This is a genomic window from Mesorhizobium sp. M5C.F.Ca.ET.164.01.1.1, from assembly GCF_004792125.1.
Classification (GTDB): domain Bacteria; phylum Pseudomonadota; class Alphaproteobacteria; order Rhizobiales; family Rhizobiaceae; genus Mesorhizobium; species Mesorhizobium wenxiniae.
Map to the genome: position 1 here is coordinate 193,215 of NZ_SRTG01000008.1, position 14,935 is coordinate 208,149.

General features: G+C 57.8%; 17 protein-coding genes. 9 read left to right on the top strand and 8 right to left on the bottom strand.

From position 1 onward, the window contains the following. Positions 1-261 precede the first annotated feature (261 nt). The gene (locus EN807_RS29230) at positions 262-1,377 is read left to right on the top strand and encodes a hypothetical protein (RefSeq protein WP_135937696.1); all 1,116 of its coding nucleotides are present in this window, start codon (positions 262-264) and stop codon (positions 1,375-1,377) included. A 32-nt stretch (positions 1,378-1,409) separates the two neighbouring features. Here EN807_RS29230 and nadE read toward each other — a convergent pair whose 3' ends face one another. From nadE to asnB, 4 genes are read right to left on the bottom strand one after another with little or no spacing between them, the layout of a single operon-like run. Further along, positions 1,410-2,417 (bottom strand): NAD(+) synthase, encoded by a 1,008-nt coding sequence (nadE, locus tag EN807_RS29235; protein ID WP_135937697.1) that lies wholly within the window; start codon positions 2,415-2,417, stop codon positions 1,410-1,412. Further along, positions 2,414-3,961: an AMP-binding protein gene (locus EN807_RS29240; RefSeq protein ID WP_135937698.1), complete on the bottom strand. Its 1,548-nt coding sequence runs from the start codon at positions 3,959-3,961 to the stop codon at positions 2,414-2,416. The genes nadE and EN807_RS29240 overlap by 4 nt, the downstream gene beginning before the upstream one ends. Before the next feature lie 22 nt (positions 3,962-3,983). Then, positions 3,984-4,244 (bottom strand): acyl carrier protein, encoded by a 261-nt coding sequence (locus tag EN807_RS29245; protein ID WP_135937699.1) that lies wholly within the window; start codon positions 4,242-4,244, stop codon positions 3,984-3,986. Positions 4,245-4,261: 17 nt separating this feature from the next. Next, a complete protein-coding gene (asnB, locus tag EN807_RS29250) occupies positions 4,262-6,199 on the bottom strand; it encodes an asparagine synthase (glutamine-hydrolyzing) (protein ID WP_135937700.1) in 1,938 nt (645 codons plus the stop codon). A 211-nt stretch (positions 6,200-6,410) separates the two neighbouring features. Here asnB and EN807_RS29255 point away from each other — a divergent pair, with 211 nt between their 5' ends. The 5 genes from EN807_RS29255 (at position 6,411) to EN807_RS29275 (ending at position 11,700) form a co-directional block, all read left to right on the top strand. Beyond that, positions 6,411-6,950 carry a pentapeptide repeat-containing protein gene (locus tag EN807_RS29255; RefSeq protein WP_281405225.1) on the top strand — a complete coding sequence of 180 codons (540 nt, stop codon included), beginning with the start codon at positions 6,411-6,413 and terminating at the stop codon, positions 6,948-6,950. Between the two features lie 1,042 nt (positions 6,951-7,992). Next, the gene (locus tag EN807_RS36810; RefSeq protein ID WP_246684421.1) at positions 7,993-8,574 is read left to right on the top strand and encodes a tyrosine-type recombinase/integrase; all 582 of its coding nucleotides are present in this window, start codon (positions 7,993-7,995) and stop codon (positions 8,572-8,574) included. Between the two features lie 456 nt (positions 8,575-9,030). Next, on the top strand, positions 9,031-9,630 hold the full coding sequence (locus EN807_RS29265) for a hypothetical protein (protein ID WP_135937703.1): 600 nt from the start codon (positions 9,031-9,033) through the stop codon (positions 9,628-9,630). Between the two features lie 22 nt (positions 9,631-9,652). Next, on the top strand, positions 9,653-10,114 hold the full coding sequence (locus EN807_RS29270) for a Panacea domain-containing protein (RefSeq protein ID WP_246684422.1): 462 nt from the start codon (positions 9,653-9,655) through the stop codon (positions 10,112-10,114). Positions 10,115-11,409: 1,295 nt separating this feature from the next. After that, the gene (locus EN807_RS29275; RefSeq protein WP_135937705.1) at positions 11,410-11,700 is read left to right on the top strand and encodes a hypothetical protein; all 291 of its coding nucleotides are present in this window, start codon (positions 11,410-11,412) and stop codon (positions 11,698-11,700) included. A gap of 158 nt (positions 11,701-11,858) precedes the next feature. Here EN807_RS29275 and EN807_RS29280 read toward each other — a convergent pair whose 3' ends face one another. Both EN807_RS29280 and EN807_RS29285 read right to left on the bottom strand, forming a co-directional pair. Further along, positions 11,859-12,230: a hypothetical protein gene (locus EN807_RS29280; RefSeq protein ID WP_135937706.1), complete on the bottom strand. Its 372-nt coding sequence runs from the start codon at positions 12,228-12,230 to the stop codon at positions 11,859-11,861. A gap of 43 nt (positions 12,231-12,273) precedes the next feature. Next, entirely contained in the window at positions 12,274-12,465 is a 192-nt protein-coding gene (locus EN807_RS29285; protein ID WP_246684423.1) for a hypothetical protein, read from the bottom strand. Positions 12,466-12,586: 121 nt separating this feature from the next. Between EN807_RS29285 and EN807_RS29290 the strand changes: the two genes are divergently transcribed. Both EN807_RS29290 and EN807_RS29295 read left to right on the top strand, forming a co-directional pair. Next, positions 12,587-12,775, top strand: a complete 189-nt coding sequence (locus EN807_RS29290) for a hypothetical protein (protein WP_135937707.1) — start codon at positions 12,587-12,589, stop codon at positions 12,773-12,775. After that, entirely contained in the window at positions 12,775-13,017 is a 243-nt protein-coding gene (locus EN807_RS29295; RefSeq protein WP_135937708.1) for a hypothetical protein, read from the top strand. The genes EN807_RS29290 and EN807_RS29295 overlap by 1 nt, the downstream gene beginning before the upstream one ends. A gap of 218 nt (positions 13,018-13,235) precedes the next feature. On the opposite strand, the gene EN807_RS29300 is transcribed toward EN807_RS29295, so the two are convergent. Together EN807_RS29300 and EN807_RS29305 are read right to left on the bottom strand one after the other, a co-directional pair. Next, entirely contained in the window at positions 13,236-13,577 is a 342-nt protein-coding gene (locus EN807_RS29300) for a hypothetical protein (RefSeq protein WP_135937709.1), read from the bottom strand. A gap of 406 nt (positions 13,578-13,983) precedes the next feature. Then, positions 13,984-14,388 (bottom strand): hypothetical protein, encoded by a 405-nt coding sequence (locus tag EN807_RS29305; protein ID WP_246684425.1) that lies wholly within the window; start codon positions 14,386-14,388, stop codon positions 13,984-13,986. Between the two features lie 13 nt (positions 14,389-14,401). Here EN807_RS29305 and EN807_RS35775 point away from each other — a divergent pair, with 13 nt between their 5' ends. Further along, the gene (locus EN807_RS35775; RefSeq protein WP_189522608.1) at positions 14,402-14,560 is read left to right on the top strand and encodes a hypothetical protein; all 159 of its coding nucleotides are present in this window, start codon (positions 14,402-14,404) and stop codon (positions 14,558-14,560) included. Positions 14,561-14,935: the final 375 nt, after the last annotated feature.

The following is a 14,935-nucleotide window of genomic DNA, read 5'->3' on the forward strand; positions in this document are numbered from 1 at the left end:
GATAAAAGCCGATTCGCTACCAATACTTTAACATCGGTTTACCCGAAGTTGGTAACAGCAACGACGCTCGTTTTCATGATCAAGCAAAGGGCCTACCTTGCCGCAGCATTTCAGCTCTCCTTTCGGCCATCGGAGCGATTGCAACTGGGCGAGATCGCACCGCCACGAACACCCGACGGTCGCCGCGATGGCCGATGGGGAGCCTGGCGTCGCCATGGTCCGGACACGCGGTGGACGGGACTCCGGTGGCGGGAGCCGGGCTTGAGCGTCATTCGCGCCCTGGAAGGTGCCGATCTTCCGGCAGTCGCAGGCATGTTTCAACGCGTGCTTCGCAAAGAGCGGACCGAAGCGCCGGCCTCGCTCATCGAATATATGAGACGGTTTTATCTGGAGGCGCCCGGTTGCGGAGGCGATCTCCGGTCGCTAGTCCATGTCAACGACGCCGGCCGCGTCTCCGGGTTTGTCGGCGTTCACGCATTGCCGATGCAGTTCAACGGCCGGCAATTACACGCCGCCATTTGCAGCTCGCTCATGGTCGAGGATCATGAGCACGACCCGATGGCCGGAGCCCGCTTGTTGAAAGCTTACCTGGATGGTCCGCAGGACATCTCTTTCAGCGAGACGGCCAACGACATCTCCGCAAGGTTGTGGACACGGCTGCGTGGCGTGGTCCTGCCGCAATACAGTCTCGATTGGGTACGCGTGATGCGGCCGTCGAGCTTTGTGCTCAGCCTGTCCGCCAGTCGCATGAAGCTTGCCCGAATGTTCAATCCGTTTGCGCATGCCCTCGACCGATTTTATTGCAGGCGAATGAAGTCCAGCGAACGACGCTGGTCCGGTGTGGCGGCGGACGGGGCAGGCCATGGCGTCTTCCGGACGTCGGAAATCGACAGCGGCACGTTTGCCAAGCTCGTCGAACCGTTGACCGCCCAGTTCGTCCTGCGCCCGGAGTGGGCGGAAGGCCAGCTCGATCATATCCTGGCCGATGCGGCACAAAAGCCGGATATGGGCGAGCTTGTCTTCGTTTCCGTGACATCGCCAGTCGGCACCAATGTCGGCGCATTCGCCTATCACGCACGGAAAGATGAAATCGGTCGCGTGCTGCAGATTCTCGCCCTTCCCGGCCAGGCGGGTGCGGTAATCGACTGCCTGATCGATCATGCCGCCGTACGCGGCGTCAGCGGCCTGCGCGGACGGATTCAACCCGCACTTCTGGAAGCAATGCTTGGGCGACGCATAGCTTTCCTAACTGTTGCCTCGACCGTGGTGCATTCACGCGATCCAGAGCTTTTGGATGCCATGAAGAACTCGCAAGCTTTCCTGAACGGGCTTGCGGGCGAGCAGTGGAGCCGGCTGATCGGCGGCCGCTTCACCTGAAGTGCTTCCGATGACTCGGATCGAGAGGTAGCTCAGGTACCGACTTCCTCGACCTCATCAACGAGTTGCGGGCGCAGGTGCAGATAGCGCGTCGCCTTGCGTTTGGCGGCGATGTCGGCCCAGACGCGTTCAACTTGCGAGGCAGTTAGTCCCGCCGTCTGCCCCACCACTTCGGCGGCCACGCCTTTGTTGAGGCCGCAAAGGCAAATATCCATACGGTCATAGGGAAGCGAGAAGTAGAACTCCTCCTGCGTCTGCGCCAGCGAGTAGGTATCGGTGGTCGGCGGCCGGTTGCGGATTTCCTCTGGAACGCCGAGATAGGCCGCCAGCGCATAGACCTGCGTTTTATAGAGATGTGCGATCGGCTTGACGTCAGCCGCGCCGTCACCGTTCTTGACGAAGAAACCCTGATCGTATTCCAGCCGGTTCGGCGTTCCAAGAACGGCGAAGTTCAAGCGATCGGCATGATAATATTCGATCTGTTTGCGGGTGCGCTGTTTCATGTTGGTGGCGGCGACGATACCGAGATAGACCGGCAGCGGCATTCTTAGTTTCGTCTGCTTGCCCTTGGGGTCCTGCACCACCAGCGACGAAATATTGTAGCCTTCGCCCTCAAGCGCGTTCGCGATCACGATCTTCGAGGCCCAGCCTTCGCCATATTCCGGGACCAGTTCGCGGATGAAGGCGTCGCGACGCTCATAGCAGCCCATGGCGCGCAGAGCCGGCCCGATATCCTCCACAATAGCCTCGACACCGAAAGTGTCGGCGACAACGCGGCCGAGCCGCAGACTTTCCGGATCGGAATCGTTTTCCGGCATGAACAGGCACAATACATTCTGAGGCCCGACGGCTCGCGCGGCCAACGCCACCGAAACGCTTGAATCGATCCCACCCGAAAGACCGAGCGTGAGACCCCGCTTGCGAATACCGCGCAACTGCTGGCGCAAAGCGGTGACGATCCTGTCCGTTTCGGCGGCGGGGTCGATCGCCAGGGCCTGCGCCAGAATGGTCTGGGCGTCGTCGCTGGGGCGAACACTCATTGCGCGGCCTCCATCATCTCTGCAGCAAGCCGGCGGCTCACCTTGCCAGTATCCGTTTTTGGTAATTCCGAGCGGAACTCGATGACCTTGGGGACCATGAAATCCTCCAGATGACGTGCGCAGTGGCGCATGACATCCTTTTCAATTAGCTTCGGGTCCGAGCGTATCACGAGTGCGCCGATCGCATGCCCAAGCACCGGATCCGGCACGCCGACGACAACGGCCTCCGCGATGCCCGGATGGGCGTGAAGCACGGCCTCCACCTCCTTCGGGGCCACCTTCTCCCCCCGCGTCTTTATGATGTCGTCCTTGCGCCCAACGAAATAGAGAAAGCCATCCTCATCGGTCCTGAACAGATCGCCGGTGTAGAGAACCTTCTCCCAAGGATTCGGGCCAGGCCGCAGGGCCCGTTCGGTTGCAGCTTCGTTGCGCCAGTAACCCTGCATGACATGCGGCCCGCGAATGACCAACTCACCCGCAACGCCTGGCGGCACGCGTTGCCCGTGGTCGTCGACGACAAAGGCTTCGGTGTTCGGGATGGCTATGCCGACCGACCCCGGCCGGCGATCGAGTTCCTCGGGCGGCAGGTAGGTGCAGCGCTTGCATTCCGTCAGGCCATACATCGAATAGAGTCTGACACCGGGAAAAAGGAAACGCAGACGTTCTATGTGCGCCTGCGGCAAGGCCGCTGCCGTATTCGAAATATAGCGAAGGCTGGGCAGGAAGCCCGGCGTCAGGTCACGCATCTGCAAGACCATCGCCGCCATCGTGGGCACGAGCGGAAGACCGGTGACGCCCTCCTCGCGGATACGTTCAAAGACCGCTTGAGGAAAAGCGAAGGACTTTTCGAGCACCAGCGTGGCGCCGAGCCTGACGGCCATCAGCAACTGATAGAGGCCATAGTCGAAGGCAAGGGGAAGAACATTCAAGATGATGTCGTCTGGCGAGTTGCGCAGATAGGTGGTGATGGAGTCGGCGGCCGCGTCGCAATTGCGGTGCGTCATCATCACGCCCTTGGGCCGGCCCGTTGAGCCTGAGGTGTAGATGAGCATAGCCAGATCGACGTCGATGCCGCCGTGGTCGATCTCGCTGGCTTCCAGCGTCAGGCAGTCCGCTAGGAATGCAGCCCCTGCCGGGCATTGGCCATCGGTACCAGCGGTGGAAGCCACGAAGATGCCGGTCTTGCCGCTCGATCCGCATGCCTCGGCGACCACGGGCATCAGTTTTGCCTGCGTGAGGATCGCGGCAGCGTCGCAATCGGCGATGATGTAGGCAAGCTTTTCAGCCTTGGTGGATGAGTTGATCGGACTGAACGTCGCCCCTGCCTTGAGGACGGCGAAAATCGAAACCGCGGCCTCCCAGCAATTGTCCATGAAGATCAGGACCCGGTCGTTTCGCCTGACGCCATTCATGAAAACGGCGGTGGCCAGGCGGCTCGAAAGATCGTCCAGTTCTTCGTAGCTCAGCCTTTTGTCTTTGGTGATCAATGCCGTTTTGGCGGGATGTGCAGCGGCCTTCGCGGCCAGAGAATGTTCGATCCGCATGGACGCTCCTCGCCGACGGTGCCTACGCTGCCAACGCTTCCGCTTTCGCCTTGATGAAGGACGAGAGGCGGTCAATCGAATCCAGGTTGGCCGGCACGATATCGGAATCGACCATCGCTATGCCGAAACTGTCCTCTATGAAAGCCACGAGTTCCAGCACGGCCGTCGAGTCTATGATGTCGTTCTCGATCAGCGAGTCTGTATCTGCCAGCTGGTATGACGTGTCGCCGAACAGGAAGTTGTCGACGATAAAAGTTCTGACCTTGTCCTTGATTGTAACCATTTTCTTTCCTTCCATTCTCAGGCTGCTCGTGCCGCACCGACCTCTTGGCCGGTGAAATTTTTCTGCCACAGCTGCGTCGACAAAATGCCGACGAAGGCCGCGTTGTCGCGAAACCCAGATACTGGCTGCGCGCGGCATTTCTCATGAAGATTTGCCACCGCCTTGGCGTTGAATAGTCCGCCGGCTGCGATGCTCGCTTCGCTCAAGCAGTCGCGTACGTAATCCAGTTCTCCGGCTCCAACAAAGGAGCTGGCGTCCGGGGCTCGGTAAGGTTGTTTGGTGCGCTCCCGGATCGCCGTCGGAAGCAGGTGCTTGGCTGCCTTGCGCAGTATGTGCTTTTCCACCAATCTCTTCAGCTTCATCTCCGGCGGTAGTCTTGCCGCGAATGCCACCAAACGAGGATCGAGGAAAGGGAAACGTCCTTCGATACCATGCGCCATCGCCATGCGATCGCCTTGGCTGGAGAGGATATAACCCGGTAGAAGGAAGCGGGTTTCGAGATATTGTGCCTGATGCAGTGGATGCCACAGGGAAAATGCCTCGGGCAACCGGCTGACCAGTTCCTCGGCCGCGTCATAGCCCTTCAACGTCGCACGCAGGTCGCCGGAAAAGAAAATCTTCGCCGCCGCCGTGGTCTTGAAGCGCGACCGATGCGAGAACAGCGGATCGTCGAGCGCAGTGTTACCGGCGCCGAAGAACGCAGCCAGGTACTCCACTGACTGCTGCTGCAGACCCGGCAGATAGGGATAAAGCCTGCGGAACAGCTGTGGCCTCATGCGCGATGCCGGCTGCCGCCCGCAGAACCGGCGAACACGCGCTTCCTTGAAGACATCGTACCCTGCGAAGACCTCGTCGGCGCCCTCGCCAGTCAGCACCACTTTCAGGCCAGCCTGGCGAACGAGGCCGGATAATTGATAGAGGGGGGCCGGGGCCGTGCGGATGATCGGCCGCTCGGCAAAGCGGATGACTTCAGGGAAGACACCGGCGATATCGCCGGCACGGCAGGCAATGGTTCGATGATGGGTGCCAAGTGCTGAAGCCATCTCGGTCTGGAAGGCGCTTTCGTCGTGCTCGGCGCTGTCGAACGTCACGGAAAATGTCTGCAGCTTGAGAGGAGTCATGCCGGCGGCAAGCGCCGAGACAAGGGACGAATCGAGCCCGCCCGAAAGATAAGAACCGACCGGCACGTCGGCGCGCATGCGAAGCCTCACCGCATCGGTCAAAAGCGCCTGCAGCTCCTCGGCCGCATCGTCCTCGTTCGTGACCGTCGACGGCGCGTCCCGATGCGGATAGTCGAGGTGCCAATAGCGTTTGACCGTGACTTGTCCCTGAGTCGCGATCATCACGCTTGCCGGCTCCAGCTCATGGATATTGCGAAAAGCCGTGCGGGGAGCGATCGGCGCCCACAGCGTAAATATCTGGTCGAGTGCAATCGGATCAATTTCGGCTGAGACGCCGGGGACCTTCATGAGGGCTTTGACTTCCGATGCGAAGTAAAGCACGCCGTCCTTGTTCGTGTAGAACAGCGGCCGGACACCCATCCGGTCTCGTGCAAGCACCATACGCCGACGCCTGTTATCCCATATCGCGAAGGCGAAATCGCCGTTCAGAAGCGGCAGGCAGTCTTCGCCCATCTCGTCATACAGGTGCAGGATGACTTCTGTGTCGCTCGACGTACGGAAGCGCCGGCCCTTGGCTATCAGCCCTTCGCGCAGTTCCAGGTAGTTGAAAATCTCGCCGTTGAACGCAATGGTCAAGTTGCCCGATACATCGGACATCGGCTGCTGGCCATCACCGATCCCGATCACGGACAGCCGCGCATGCCCGAGCCCAGCGTCGGGTGCTACGAATTTCCCTTGCTCATCCGGCCCGCGATGGGCGATCGCAGCTATCATGCGCGCAAGCAAAGCTTCCGCATCCCGGATCGAACCGAAATAGCCCCCGAATCCGCACATTACCTAAGACTCATATATCAGCGAGGTACGAAACATAAGCTCAATAGTTTCCTCAAGCGTTAACCGGATAACCTCGACTAACACATGGTTAACAATAATTAAAAAACAAAGGTACTTTTTTAGATTTATCATCTCGTCCAGATAGAGAAGTATATTTCAACGCTAAACGCAACTTTTGTTCGACAACGGCGGCGCAGTCGCGTTGCCGCCCGTGGCCGGCTCAGCGGGTCTGTCACAGATCGCTTGTTCACTCGATGGATTTTTGCAATCCCGAGCCGCGGTCGAGCGTCTCAGGTCCAAGGCAATATGCGCAGACTGCGGCCTATCGGGCGCAAGCATGACGGGGAGCTATCTGCCAGGCGCGATCCTGACCAATGCGAACCTGACGGGCGTCGACCTCAAAGAAGCAAACATGAATGGTGCGAACCTTAGCCGTGCGAATCTCTGCGGCGCGGAACTATTTGGCGCCAGCCTAAATTACACGAACTTGTCTGGCGCGAATCTGTCGAATGCGAACCTGTCGAAGGCGAGCCTTTCTGGCGCAAACCTGTCAAATGCGAGCCTGTCAGGAGCGGTCTTGACTGGCGCAAGCCTAAGGGGCGCGCGCCTTGCGCAAGTGCAGCTGTCGGGCGCAAACCTGGAGGAAGCAAATTTGTATTTGGTGCTCAACTTAGATGCGGCGCTGCTTGTGGACGCGAAACTTTGCAACACAACAATGCCGGACGGCCTCATAGATAACAGAGGCTGCTAGGTGTTTAGCCCCGGCATTTGAGGGAGAGCGCCGTTTTGAATTGTCTCCGAGTTCAATGAACCCGGAGGTAACTTCGTCTTCTGGGCGGAACTTATTGATTTTATGGTGGGCGATGACGGGCTCGAACCGCCGACATCTTCGGTGTAAACGAAGGCTCCTTCAGTTTCTGATGTTTTCTAGGCTTATCTTAAAATAGGCCATATAGCTGATTTCACATCCTTTTTGCTGCTGCTAATTTTCTGCGCGGGGCTGAAATTAGCCTCGACTTTCCCAGATCTGCCTGCTATTTGCCTGCTATAGCAGCGTCAAAGGACGATTGGCCATGGGTGAATTAACGAAGGGCAGATTGGACACGATGCCGCCCGGGGATCGCCCATTTATCATTTGGGATCGCGGCCGCCTGCCAGGGTTCGGAATAAAGGTCCTGCCAACCGGTCGGAAAGTTTTCATTTTAGACACCCGTATCAGTGGAAAGAGCCGACGTCTGACATTGGGTTTGTATGGGCCTCTGTCCTTGGACGCGGCTCGGAAGCTTGCCTCTGACCGTCTTGGGGAGATAGCGCGAGGTGGCGATCCGGTTGCTGACAGGCGCGCCGCTCGCACTGCTGCAAATGTCTCCAATCTCTGCGACTTGTACCTAGAGGCAGCAGAGGCTGGTTTAGTTGTGACCCGGTTTGGAAGACCTAAGAAGCCTAGCACCGTTGCAATCGATCGGGGCATGATTGTTCGTCACATAAAGCCGCTTGTAGGCCATGTGCGAATTGATCGGCTGACGCGCGCGGACGTCCAAAAGATGATCGACGCAATTGCATCCGGAAAAACCCAAGCGGACGAACGTACGAAGCCTCGGGGGCGTTCAAGGGTAACTGGCGGCACGGGCATCGCCACTAGAACCGCTGAACTCTTGGGTGGAATTTGGACTTGGGGAACCAAGCGTGGACACGCAGTCGGACCGAGCCCGAGCAGTGGCACCGACCGGTACCGATCACAGCCCGCGGATCGTCGTCTCTCGCAAGAGGAATTAAATCGGCTCGGCGCTGCGATGCAAAAAGCTAGTTTGGAGTGGCTTGCCGTTCAAGACGCGCGCGATGCCGCACAAAAGGCCGGGAGGAAAGCGCCGACCGTCCGCAAGGGCCTCGTGAATACATCTGCCGTAGCGCTATGTCGCCTCATGGCGCTTACTGGAATGCGCCCTGGAGAGGCCGCTGCTTTACGATGGGATGAAATTGACGTCTCATCGCAAACGATGACTTTGCAGGATACGAAGACCGGTCGCAGCAGGCGACCGCTCGGGCGACCGGCTTTGGAATTGATGAAAGCTATTGAGCGGTCATCCGATCGGTGGGTTTTCCCGTCCAATCGCGGCCAGAGGCACTCGCCACATAAAAAGTCGTTGGTTGAGCTCTTCCGACTGGCTTCGATTGATGCATCGCCCAAGGTGCTGCGAAGCACGTTTGCCAGCGTAGCAGCCGATCTTGGTTATTCCGGCGGCACCATCGGCGAGATGCTTGGCCACGCGCGGCAGGGCGTCACAGAGCGGCACTACATCAGACGGGTCGATCAAGTGCTCATCGCTGCTGCGGATGAGGTTTCGGCCGCTATCTCAGCAGCGATGGGTACCTAAAGGAGTCATATTGAGAATTGGCAAGCGCCCTTTCACGGCGGTAACAGGGGTTCGATTCCCCTTGGGCGTACCAGAGATTTCAACCACTTAGCCAAAATCCCTGTCGGTGCGTCGAATATGCATCGAATATACGTATGTGAACCATTGCGAACGTTCGCGATTGATTCCGTCCCCTTTCCTGGCGAGTATCGGTTTGCACGACTCAGAACATTCGGGGATTTGATGGGTCGAATTGAGCGCGCTTTCCGCAGAGTCGGGCGATATCTGGATCGCCATCTCCTCACTGTAGCCTTGGCAGTGTCTGCCATCGGATTGACGTTTGCCACCAATCTCCTGGAGGTCGTCCCAGATTCGTCCGCAACTTGGTATTCGAGAACGCTTGCCGTCTTGGCGTTAGTAATCACGGTCTCGGGCGTCGTCTATAGCACCAGTCGGCAAGGGACCCTTGAACATGAGTTGACCACGTCCAAAGACGAGATCCTCAAACTTCAGAGTTTGATTGCCAGCTTCGGCACCGACTATTTCGATATATGGACGAAGCGCCTGCAAGTGTTGGCTGAGGAGCTTAAATTCGATGGTCAGGATCGGATCAGCGTTTACAGGTATGCCGATGAAGCCTTTACCATGGTAGGTCGCTTCTCTGTGAGACCGGAGCTCAACAAGCCTGGTCGCAGCGTGTACCCAGCGAATCAGGGCGTGATCGGTGCAGCATGGCGATCTGGGGAAGGAAAATGCGTGGTCACTGATCTTCCCGATCCAGAGGCCGCTCTTCAAGCTTATCTCGACAGATGCGAAGCTGAGTGGCAACTCCCAAACGAGGTCGTCCAAGCAATGACAATGAAGCCTCGTTCTGTTGCAGCCTTCGCTCTGATGAATTCGCAAAAAACTGCTAGAAATGCTATAATCGTTTTTGAAAGCACAGCTGCTGGCCGCTTCTCGGCAGCTATGTTGGAGCGCCGCGTGAGCGGCGGTTCAGGAAAGGAAATCGTACTTTTGCTTGAAGTGCTTCAGGTACACGAACCATCGCTAGAATATGCTCACGACAAGGGGTTCTGAGATGGCTGAGCTTCGAAATGTCATGACCTATCTGGTGCGCAACTATCCCCACAAACACGAGCTGTCAAAAGCTCGCTTAACTAAAATGATCTATCTGGCGGATTGGAAATCCGCCATCGAACACCAGCGCCAGATGACGGGCATCGAGTGGCAGTTTAATCACTTCGGGCCTTACGTTGACGACGTTCATAATCTTGCACTCGAAGACTCGGCATTTTCAGTGAAATCCGAACAGAATATGTTTGGAAAACCAAAAGAAACGATCGTGCTCGCTGACAGGCTTGCCGACGATCGAGTTTCGAATGAGGAAGCCGCGATCCTTGATCACGTAATTGAGCAAACTAAGCGGCTGACTTGGGACGCGTTTATAAAGCTCGTGTACTCGACGTATCCTGTGTTGACAGGATCTCGTGGCAGCCGCCTTGATCTTGTTAAGTCGGCGGAAGCTTATAGAGAAGTCGAGGCTCAGCTAGCGGAGTTATAACGCCCGGCCACCGAAGCAGCCGGCCAGCAAGGCAGAAGCAAATGCTTAAATTCTTAAGTGGTTTACCACCGCTTTCCGATCCGATCGGGTTCTTTTGGTGTGGCGCCATTTGCTTCGGTCTCTGGGCCGGAAGTCTTGTCTGGGTTGGTGCGCCCGCGCCACTTCCGTTAATAGCAGGGACGGTCGCCGTGGCGAGTATAGCACTAGCCATACTGTTCAGCGTCAAGCGCAGGACATAAATGAAGCCCGCCACCGTGAGGCAGCGGGCCCATTATCGTTTCGGATCGAAACGATTGTCAGTTCGCCTTCTCGTGAAGGCGAAGCCGTGATCGTGGATGATCTGGAGGCCAAGGGCTTCCTGCCGAACGGCGCGGCGGAGTAGCTCGCCTTGCGGTTGCGGTGAATTCGCGCCATGATCATCCCCTACTTCGGGGAACGGCTATGCGCAAATTCGGGTTCTTGGCCGTTGTGGCCGCTGTGTTGACGGTGTCGACCGTCATGCCGGTTCGATCGGCAGACAAGGCAGCCTACTCGATGAGCAGCCCAACCTAGTCGGGGGGCCAGCCAACAAGAACTCCGGCTGTCCGCCATTGATTTCCAGAAGATGAAAACCGACGCTCGCTCACGGAAGTTGATTTACGCTTTGGTCGGGTTGGTTGGTCTTTTCGGGAGCATCGCGGTTTTTAGTTTTATCAGCGCGCGGCGCCGCAAAATAGGATCAGGGGCGGATGCTGTTTTCATCGGGACCTTGGCTACCGTGGTTTCAGCAAAGAGACGCCTAAGCAGCAAGATCGAAGCCCGCATTGCGTCCAAGGCCAAGTCGTCGGCGGATGGTTGAAAACACCCGCCAGTTCATCGCTTCGTGGCTATGTCCGCAATGGATGATGGATGCCGTCATATTTTCCCGAGCCGTATCATCCTGTCTTTGGTTTCCGCGCTTAGCTTTCTATCGAGCCAGTCGAGCGCCGAATTTCTTACCCTCACCCAGTGGAATTCCACTCTTGACTTGATCGCTCAAACGCAGGGCCTTTCAGGATCGGATGCTTTCGTGAGCAAACAAATAGCTGCAGCGTGGCAATACCTTGGGCCGTGTCGCGGCAGCGCCGACGATCTCAGAACCACGGGGGAAGACGCTATATCTTTCGTTATGGGCGCGAATCCAACCATCCCTGCTTATGCAGCAGTCTTGGAAATGATTGGGTCTCTCGGGCGCGAGAACCTGGGTCGAGAACCACCGCCTGATTTGTGCCGATTTGCCCGGGAAACGGCGAACTCCCACTACTAGGTGACTCTGAATGACCCGCCGATTAATCGCGGAAGAGCTCGAAGGCGCTGCCGATCTTATCGCCGATATGTCGCGCGCGGATCTACAGGTCATCCTCCGCCGTGCCGCCTTGATGCTTCGAAACGTCTCAGGAGTGCCGCTGGAGCCCGCAACGGAGGACGCTCTCAGTTCCATCGCGGCTGAAATGAAAATCAGCAGATCCGATCTCATTCAGATCGTGCTGCGCGAATGGCTGGAGACAAACGCCTATCTGCCAGTCCGAACGATCGACGAGGAAAGCGAAACGGACGGCAGCGCCTAGGCTGGGGAGCGACAGGTATGTAAAAGACCCGCCGCTACATTTGCGAAGCGACGGGCCCCATCAGTGCCGTGCATTGGGGTGCCCGGTATTGCTAACTATGCAATTGCGGTGCCAGACGTATTGACCCATTGCGGGGCACCTGGCTTCAACACACCGGCCTACCGCCAGTCAGCTTTGACGACACGGCGGGTATAGGCGCGCTCGACGCCGAAGATCGCTTCGTCCTTTGTGAAGACCCTCCCGTTCGCGCCACCTTCATAACATGACCAGAACCATGTCCCGGCCTCGGTGCCGTGGAGCGTCTTCAGGATGCGACCGACTGTATCCTGCATGAAACTGGCAGCGAAGTCAGACGGCGGTGCTTTCCCGCCGATGACGGTCCTGCTCCATTCCAACCAGACGCGGGCGCCACGGTCGACAAGGAACTGAAACGCTCCCTCCTTGTTCTCGAAGGTGCTCAGGACCGCGCTGCCGTCCACGACTTGCCAGCCACGCTGATAGGCGAACCGGACCTTTAGGCGTTCGCTCATCCCCTGAACCGCTCAACAAACCACTCGATTTTTCGGCCGATCTTCATCGCTTGTGGATCATGAGCCGCTTCGGCAGATGTTCCGGATGCACTTCCAGGAGCGTGATCTTGATCGACGGCTTGCACTGATCGCAGCTGAAATTGAGGCTTTGTGGATCTCTGCCGCCGCCGAACACCATCATCAGGTCGGCCATATAGCGGACGTTTCCGCAACTGCATTCGGCCTTGACCAGCATGTTATGCCGGGTCGCCTTGCCAAGGTATCAATCGGATCATGCGCCATAAGAACAAAAAAGGAACATTTCCTTGATCGTCAAGACGGCTTGCGGAATCTTTCCACCAATCTGAAGTGAGAACATGCTGATGAGCGACGAGATTATCCGCCTTCCTGGTGCGATGGAGCCCGTCACGCGGCCCGGCATTCAGCACCATAAGTGCGAGCATCCCGGCTGCGGCAAGAACGCCGGATGGGGATTTGCTAAGCCGCGGCAGCCATCTCACTGGTTCTGTTTCGAGCACCGCGCCGAAGGCGAGCGATATCTGTGATGGAAGCCTGGACGATCAGACCGCCAAGACGAGAGGGCGAATATCCCAACTGCGAGATCGACTGCCAGGAGGCCTTGGAGCCGGGATTTCAGGCGATTCTCGACTGCATGGTCGATGCCGGATGGACGCGCGGCGAAGTCATGCGCTCGCTGCGCCGCCTGATCGCGGCCGACAATATGACGCAAAAGGAAAACGCCAAGGTCGAGGCGCAGATCGCGATCGCGCGCGCCATCGCGCCATAATGCGTGCGGGGAAGCCCACTAGGAGCGGGTCAGCTTGAAATTCAGCGGTGCGCTTCCCGAGCCGGCGATTTCGGGTTTTGCGGTGCGCGCCGGCCCGCCGGGTTCAGGGCGGGTCCTGTGGCCGGTCTGGAGTTAGACCGAATCAAATATTAGTTGATTTGAATGCGCGCGACGATTCCAACAAGCAGCCGTGCCCGGTTTTCACGGGGGCCATTCCCCTACGGCTGGGTATCGCTGGTGGGTAGCGGCTTTTCTAGTTCCGCCTTCACTTTTAGGACGCCATCAACGAGGTCATTGAACTCTTCGACGCTCAAACTGCACAGCGCCTCGGCCGCGCCTAAATGGCAAAATTTGAATTCCACGAATTTCTTGTCATTGGCTCGATCGAGCTTGATGAAGAACCTAAACGACCAGGCGCCGCGAAGCGGCACACAGACATAACTCAAGTCTACGGCCATGAACTGCCGTTTGATGCTTTTCCAAAACCACATCGCACAGCTTCCCCAATTATCTCCGCCTTTCATATCAGCGAAGGCGGGATTTACCAATGGGTCTGTCAAATATATAATCGCCTCATGATAAGGGATTGTTCTTCTTCTTCGCTTCTCTCTCTTTCCTATATTCCTCTCTCAACTTTTGCCTGTGCAACTCCTCAATAGTGCGCGAACCGTACCGGAAGAAAGGCATCTCAATTGATTGATCCTAAACCCATCACGAACGAAAATATTCTGATGGCTCTTGGCATCGTTCTCATCGAAATTCGCGCGAGCGATGATCTATCCAAAGCACGGATGCTCGCTGACTCATTTCACAACGCACCGGCCATGATCGCGTCTGGCGCCAGTCCGCAGGATACCTGGGCAAGTGTACTTGGAACCGCTCGCAGGCTTGATATGGAACGATATGTCGTTTGGCTGTTAAGACACGTTCAGGCGAGACAGATTTCAAACTGACCCACTACCCCCTTCAGTGGTCCTGATCCTCGTCACCAAAACCCAGCAGCGAGGCATGCCGCAGGTCTTCCTCGCCGCGCAGGTGCTTGACGCGGCCGATCAGCCCTGGCTTGACCCATTGCGTCGCCGGCCGCTTCATCCCCTTCGGCGGCGTCCCGGCGTGCTCCTGGACGCGCTTCCATAGCCGCTCGCGGATCGCGCGGCTCGGATTGATGAAGGCCGATCCGACATATTTGCGCGTGCCGATCTCGCCCATCAGTGCGAATGCCGGCTTGCCGGCCTCGCGCTCGACACCCAGCAGCTCGAACTCGCCGATGGTGTAGCATTTTGCCTTCAGCCAATTGGTCGACGGGCCGCTTCGATATTTGCTGTCCCGGCGCTTGGACACCATCCCCTCGAGTCCGGCCTGGTCGACCATGTGAAAGATCGCCTTGGCCTCGCCCGGAACGCGCCACGGCCACCCGCCCAAGAACGAGGGGGAGCATTTTTACACCTGCCCGATCTGCGGCCAGCCGGTCGATATGCTGGATCTCAGGCAAGTGATCTGGCACGATAAGCCGGTCCATGATCGGCTGGAAATGGACGCCTAGGCATGTCGCGCCGGCTGACCTCTTCCTGCATGGCCGGCGTCACTACCTGCCCCCCAAAAACCTGTAACCTGGAAACGCAAAAAAGCCCGCTAGCCGGAACCAGCGGGCATCGGAAGAGAGTTCAGGTTGGGGTCAAGCCCCGCCAGCTTCAAGAGTGACGTGTCCGTGAAGACCCGCAACGTCCGAACGGATGAGAAGAGCCGTTCGACGAGAGAGCTATCGGGCCTTCGCTGTCTTGCGATTCTTCGGTGCTGGCGTCGGCTCTGCAGCCGAAGCCTCCGGAAAAGCGATTTCAGCCTTCAGTCGCTGCTCCCGGAGCCGAGCTGTCTTTGCATCTCGTGCCATGCGCTCGACCTCGATCAATTCCCGGGCAGC

Bases quoted from the DNA above. Each gene is read 5' to 3' on its own strand.
- nadE (WP_135937697.1), bottom strand. From the start codon at position 2,417: ATGAGTGTTCGCCCCAGCGACGACGCCCAGACCATTCTGGCGCAGGCC.
- EN807_RS29240 (WP_135937698.1), bottom strand. From the start codon at position 3,961: ATGCGGATCGAACATTCTCTGGCCGCGAAGGCCGCTGCACATCCCGCC.
- EN807_RS29245 (WP_135937699.1), bottom strand. From the start codon at position 4,244: ATGGTTACAATCAAGGACAAGGTCAGAACTTTTATCGTCGACAACTTC.
- asnB (WP_135937700.1), bottom strand. From the start codon at position 6,199: ATGTGCGGATTCGGGGGCTATTTCGGTTCGATCCGGGATGCGGAAGCT.
- EN807_RS36810 (WP_246684421.1), top strand. From the start codon at position 7,993: ATGCAAAAAGCTAGTTTGGAGTGGCTTGCCGTTCAAGACGCGCGCGAT.
- EN807_RS29270 (WP_246684422.1), top strand. From the start codon at position 9,653: ATGACCTATCTGGTGCGCAACTATCCCCACAAACACGAGCTGTCAAAA.
- EN807_RS29275 (WP_135937705.1), top strand. From the start codon at position 11,410: ATGACCCGCCGATTAATCGCGGAAGAGCTCGAAGGCGCTGCCGATCTT.
- EN807_RS29280 (WP_135937706.1), bottom strand. From the start codon at position 12,230: ATGAGCGAACGCCTAAAGGTCCGGTTCGCCTATCAGCGTGGCTGGCAA.
- EN807_RS29285 (WP_246684423.1), bottom strand. From the start codon at position 12,465: ATGCTGGTCAAGGCCGAATGCAGTTGCGGAAACGTCCGCTATATGGCC.
- EN807_RS29290 (WP_135937707.1), top strand. From the start codon at position 12,587: ATGCTGATGAGCGACGAGATTATCCGCCTTCCTGGTGCGATGGAGCCC.
- EN807_RS29295 (WP_135937708.1), top strand. From the start codon at position 12,775: ATGGAAGCCTGGACGATCAGACCGCCAAGACGAGAGGGCGAATATCCC.
- EN807_RS29305 (WP_246684425.1), bottom strand. From the start codon at position 14,388: ATGGTCGACCAGGCCGGACTCGAGGGGATGGTGTCCAAGCGCCGGGAC.